A 5,669-nucleotide genomic window follows, 5' to 3' on the forward strand; every position below is an offset into this window, starting at 1 on the left:
CTATTGGCGTCTTGAAGACTGAGCCAGTTCTTATTTCTGCCTAAAAATTTTTTGATAGAAATCTGACAACTTCCCCATACTTTCTTGAATTTCTCGGCGTATGATCCTGGTGTAACGATAGAGGCCCTGCACAACGAAGCAGTTGCGATGCGGCTTCTCTAGCCGGCGGATTGGCACACGATTTGCACGCACATGATCTCTGTCATGACGATCTCATTCAACTAAAACGGGAGGTGAGAGCAGCGGCCTGAGCTGATCGACAGTTGTGTGTTCTGGCGTACCCATTCTGCTTGGACCATACCATCCGGAGGCACCCGGATCGTGCGAAGGATCGCCGATCCGGGTGTTTTTCTTCTGGGTCGCGACGCGACCGGGGGCAGCAGGGCACTTTCCATTTCCCAAGCCCGTGGTGTCGAACATTCGCCCAGGCGGTACAATCGATCTTATGCTATAATAGGCGCCACGCCAGTACGGCACGGCGAGAAGAGAGAGGAAAGCCATCAAGACAAGGAGGACAGCTATTGTTGCTATGGCAACCATTAGCTATGAAGACTTCGAAAAAGTTGATATTCGCGTGGGCAAAATCATCTCTGTTGAAGACTTTCCGCAGGCGCGCAAGCCCGCCTATAAGCTGACCATTGACTTCGGCCCTGAAATTGGCATCAAGCGCTCTTCAGCTCAGATCACCAACTATGCAAAGGAAGAGCTGCTTGGCATGCAAGTCATTGCTGTGGTCAACTTCCCGCCCAAGCAGATCGGCCCCTTCCGCTCTGAGGTCCTGACGCTGGGGGTCCCCGATGCCGATGGCAAGGTGATCCTGTTGACTCCCACCCGTGAGGTCCCCCTTGGCGGACGGATGTTTTGAGGAGGCTGGGCTAACGTGCCCGCCTCCTTCTCTCCTTCTGGTCTGCCTCCCCCACCTGCTTGACAGCCCACAGGAAAAGGTGTATGCTGAGCGCCAGAGCCACAGAGGGTAACGCAGCTGTGGCCGATTCGGAGCAGCAGTAGTCCCGGTCCTTTCTTGCTGACAGGGCTGGCTAAGGGAAGAGGGGGCAACCTGGGCAAGACTGCTGTGAAACAGCGAGCATAGTCGGAATGCGGTGATCAGGACTAGTAAGCGTGGTGGCCGTTCGACAGCGAGCCGGGACGGTGCAAGCCGGCGAATGTGACCACGCTGAACCCACCTGAGAGCGTCGGCGACGAGCCGACCGGTTCCCTCTCCGTTAGAGGAGGACACGATCAGGCGCTGGCTGCCGGGGAGATGCCGGCTTGGGCCTGGCTACAGCGAGGGAGAAAATGGAGACTGTGCTGGGTGGGTAGCTAAGAGGCAGATGAAGCGAGGCGCTTCAGAGAGTGCCTGACTGCCTGGTCGTGCGAGTGGGGCTGTCTCGCAAGAGGCAGCTCAAGTAAGGTGGTACCACGGGTCTTACTGCTCGTCCTTCTCCAAAGGGCGAGTTTTTTTATTGGGCTGTTTCTTGGCCTATCCCTGTCCGTCTGTCTGCTTGCTCTCAGCGAGTGAGAGAAAGGGTGTTCTTCAGTATGGCTGAAGGAGCAAAGGAGAAATACGTCGAAGAGCTTGTCGATCAGAGCGACGATTTTTCACGCTGGTACAACCAGGTAGTGCGTAAGGCCGAGCTGGCCGATTATGCACCGGTACGTGGCTGCATGATTATTCGTCCCTATGGCTATGCCATCTGGGAGCATATTCAGCATCTGTTGGATGCTCGCTTTAAGGAAACAGGGGTGATGAATGCCTACTTCCCCCTGCTGATTCCTCGCAGCTTCCTGGAGCGTGAAGCCAAGCATGTAGAGGGTTTTGCTCCTGAAGTGGCCTGGGTCACACGTGGAGGAGGCGAAGAGCTGGAGGAGCCGCTGGCTATTCGCCCAACAAGCGAGACGATCATTGGCTATAGCTTCGCCAAGTGGATTCAAAGCTATCGTGATCTGCCCCTCTTAATTAACCTCTGGAACAACGTCATGCGCTGGGAGAAGCGTACAGTGCTCTTCCTGCGCACTGCAGAGTTTCTCTGGCAGGAGGGCCATACCGCTCATCGGACCTTGGAGGAGGCTGAAGAGCGCACGCGCCTGATGCTGGAGGTCTACCGCTCATTTGTGCAGGAAGACCTGGCGATTCCGGTGCTTCATGGGCGCAAGAGCGAGAATGAGAAGTTCGCGGGAGCCTTGCGCACCTATTCGCTCGAGGCGATGATGCGTGATGGCAAGGCCCTGCAGTCAGCCACCAGCCATAATTTGGGCCATAATTTTGCGCGAGGCTTCGATATCCAGTATCTGGATTCCGATGGCCAGCGTAAGTACTGCGCAACAACGAGCTGGGGCCTGAGCACCCGTATCATTGGGGCGATCATTATGGTGCACGGCGATGAGTCGGGCTTGATTCTTCCCCCGCGTGTGGCTCCATATCAGGCGGTGGTGGTGCCTATCTGGCGCAAGGATGCTGACCAGGGGGCAATTATGGAGGCTATTGCTCGCATCGAGCGTATGCTGAAAGGCAAAGTACGCCTCAAGGTCGATTTAAGCGACAATACTCCGGGCTGGAAGTTCAACGAATGGGAGCTGCGCGGAGTTCCGGTGCGCATTGAGATCGGCCCGCGCGATGTGCAGAACAATAGCGTAGTACTGGTGCGCCGTGATAATCGCGCCAAGGAAACGGTGGCGATCGATGCCCTGGAGACGCGCCTGCCAGCGCTGCTCGAGGAGCTGCAGCAGGCTCTTTTCCAACGAGCCTTGGCCTTCCGCGAAGAGCATACCTACTATGCTGAAACATACGATGAGTTTAAGGAAATTATGCGCGAGAAGCGCGGCTTTGTACGTGTGAAGTGGGCGGAAGATAGCGAAGCAGAGCTGGCAATTAAAGAGGAAACCAAGGCAACCCTGCGCGTGATCCCCTTCGATCAGCCCGAGGGCGGCGTCCAGGGGAAGTGTTTCTACACAGGTAAGCCGGCCACTTGCGAGGCCGTCTTTGCGCGTTCGTATTAGTCCTTTTAGTCTTAACCAGAGACAATGGAAGCAGCAAGACGCAGCCCACGTTGAGGGGCGCCCTTGATGGTTGTTGACCATTGAGGGCTGCCTCCAGCGTGGTCATATTGCCGCTCGGTTGGACACTGGCAAGACTGGCATGGGGGGCGCAGCGAAGCGGAGCAGCGCGCCTCAGCAGGATGAAGCGACAGTCGAGGTTTAGTCTGCTCTGCTCGACCAGGGACAGACTACTTTCGCCTCGCCCCAGGTGAATACTGACGGCAGGCCGGCATTGACTGCCTGCGGCTCCCTGGAAGGAACTCTTCAGACGAAGGTGATCACGGCAATGTCTGCTGGGCGATACGGAGCTGGCGGGCTGAGGCGGTGCCAGGGTGAGGCACTGGGATGCTGGCAGGGCGCCAGGCCGGGCAGAGGAAAGCTAGCAAGAAGACCTATTTGACTTGCCCGCCTGAGCCTCCTTTGTTATACTGCTCACGATGAATTATCCGCCTTGAGTGCTGGGAGGCTCTTTTCGTATGGCTGACTACTCAAAACATGGTGGCGGGGGAATCTCTTGGCCAAGCCGTGCGCGCCTGGCCCTGGCGATCTCCGCCGGTAAATTGGCGGGGGCCTCGGGGCGCCTCTTTCGCATCGGCGGCGGCACGAGTCTGCCAGGTATGATCGCGCGTCGCATCGATCCCAATGTGCTCCGCTCCGTCATGGCGACTACGACCGCCAAAAAAATTGTGATCACCGGCAGCAATGGCAAAACGACTACTGCGCGCATGACCGCCGCAATCGCCGATGCCAGCGGTCAGCGCGTTTCTCATAATCGCACCGGCTCGAACTTGCTACAAGGCGTGACCTCCGTTGTCGTCAACTATGCAGATGTCTTCGGGCGGCTCGATAGCGATCTCTTGCTCTTCGAGATCGATGAGGGCACAATGCCGGTGGCTATGCCCGAGATTCAGCCCGATGTGGTGGTCATCACCAATATCTTCCGCGACCAGCTTGATCGCTATGGCGAGCTGTATTCCGTTGCGAAGGCTCTGAACAAGCTGCTAGAGAGCCTGCCTGAGACCGCCACAATCGTGCTCAATGGCAATGATCCCCAGGTAGCCAGCTTTGGTCAACAGGCGCGCGCCAGGAAACTCTACTTTGGCTTGCGCACGACCGACGTTGGCCGTCCCGTGCCTGAGCATGCTGCCGATGTGATTCGTTGCATTCGTTGCAACGAGGACCTGGTCTACGAGGTCGCTTATCTTTCTCACTTGGGATTATATCGCTGCCCCAACTGCGGCTATGAGCTGCCACCGCTGGATGTGGCTGCGACCTCCATCCGTTTGGACCCGCAGGGCGATGGGCCAACACAGGTGACGATGCAGACGCCGCTTGGCCAGCTAGAGCTGACGCTGCCTTTGCCCGGTGTGCACAATGTTTACAATGCTGCCGCGGCGATCGCTGCCTCCATCGCTGCCGGCTTCGGCATTGAAAAGGTCCCAGCAGCCTTGAGCACTATCCGTACGGCCTTCGGGCGCCTGGAAAAGATCCAGGCCGGCGATCAGACGATCTATCTGGCCTTCGTCAAAAACCCGACTTCCTTCAATCTGGTCTTGCGTCTGGTCGCCCAGCATCCAGGCGACAAACATCTGCTGCTGGTTGCCAGCAATACGGTGGTCGACGGTGAAGACTTCGCTTGGCTATGGGATGTCGATTTGGAGGAGATCTCTCCCCAGGTGGCCGATGTCATCTGTAGCGGGACCAAGGCCGAAGAGCTGGCGATGCGCTTGAAATATGCAGAAGTACCGCTTGATCGCGTGCGCATCATCCATGAGCGTGAGGCCGCTCTGAACGCCGCGCTGCAGAATGCCGGTCCTGGCGGCACGCTCTATATTATGGCGAGCTATACGCCAACCCAGGAGCTGCGCCGCATTATGCAGAAACGCGGCTGGGTCAAGCCCTATTGGGAGGAGTAAGCAGGCATGGCGAACGAGCAGGGAAAAGATACGCGCCTGGTGTTACGCATTGGGCATCTCTATCCCCAGTTGATGAGTGTGGCCGCCGATCGCGGCAATCTTTTCGCGATTGTAAAGCGCTGTAAATGGCGTGGGATCAAAACAGCTATTGATCAGATTTTTGTGAAGCAGACACCGGATTTTACTCAGTATGATCTCATTCTCTTCCACGGAGGGGCCGACCGAGAAATGGAAGTGGCCTCCCGCGATCTGCAGGCGAAAGCGGCTTCGTTACGAGAGGCGGCGGAGTCTAATACTGTTTTCCTGGCTGTCTGTGCCGGCTACCAGTTGCTGGGGCATTCCTACAAGCCCTTTGAAGGCCCCGAGCTGAAAGGTGTGGGCATCCTTGACCTGCATACTGAAGGGGGCAGTACCCGTTTTATGACGCACATTGCCATCGAATGTGAGTTCCCTGAGTGCGGCAGGCAGGTCCTGGTTGGCTACGAAAACCATAGCGGACGAACCTACCTGGGACCAGGTGCTCAGCCACTGGGGCGGGTCTTAGCCGGTTGGGGCAATAATGGCAAGGATGGCTATGAGGGGGCGGTCTATAAAAATGTCTTCGGGACCTATTTGCATGGCCCTGTGCTCCCAAAGAATCCCTGGTTCACTGATCTGCTGATTACACGGGCGCTGGCTCGGCGCTACGGCCATGTTGAGCTACCACCTTTGGATGAT

General features: G+C 57.0%; 4 protein-coding genes. All 4 read left to right on the top strand.

The genetic code is table 11. The annotated features are described in order from the left end of the window. The first annotated feature begins 529 nt into the window (after window positions 1-529). A complete protein-coding gene (locus tag IRZ24_RS16010) occupies window positions 530-865 on the top strand; it encodes a tRNA-binding protein (RefSeq protein WP_297166214.1) in 336 nt (111 codons plus the stop codon). 674 nt (window positions 866-1,539) lie between these two features. Then, on the top strand, window positions 1,540-2,997 hold the full coding sequence (gene proS, locus IRZ24_RS16015) for a proline--tRNA ligase (protein WP_297166217.1): 1,458 nt from the start codon (window positions 1,540-1,542) through the stop codon (window positions 2,995-2,997). A 515-nt stretch (window positions 2,998-3,512) separates the two neighbouring features. Beyond that, window positions 3,513-4,952: a MurT ligase domain-containing protein gene (locus IRZ24_RS16020; protein ID WP_297166220.1), complete on the top strand. Its 1,440-nt coding sequence runs from the start codon at window positions 3,513-3,515 to the stop codon at window positions 4,950-4,952. A 6-nt stretch (window positions 4,953-4,958) separates the two neighbouring features. Continuing rightward, window positions 4,959-5,669, top strand: a 711-nt coding sequence (locus IRZ24_RS16025) for a hypothetical protein (protein WP_297166223.1), incomplete at its 3' end; no start/stop codon positions are given.

Origin of the sequence: Thermogemmatispora sp. (genome assembly GCF_019683755.1) — a bacterium.
In the GTDB taxonomy this organism is placed as follows: Bacteria; Chloroflexota; Ktedonobacteria; order Ktedonobacterales; family Ktedonobacteraceae; genus Thermogemmatispora.

Excerpts from the sequence above, each read along its gene's own strand:
- proS (WP_297166217.1), top strand. The coding sequence starts at position 1,540 with ATGGCTGAAGGAGCAAAGGAGAAATACGTCGAAGAGCTTGTCGATCAG.
- IRZ24_RS16010 (WP_297166214.1), top strand. The coding sequence starts at position 530 with ATGGCAACCATTAGCTATGAAGACTTCGAAAAAGTTGATATTCGCGTG.
- IRZ24_RS16020 (WP_297166220.1), top strand. The coding sequence starts at position 3,513 with ATGGCTGACTACTCAAAACATGGTGGCGGGGGAATCTCTTGGCCAAGC.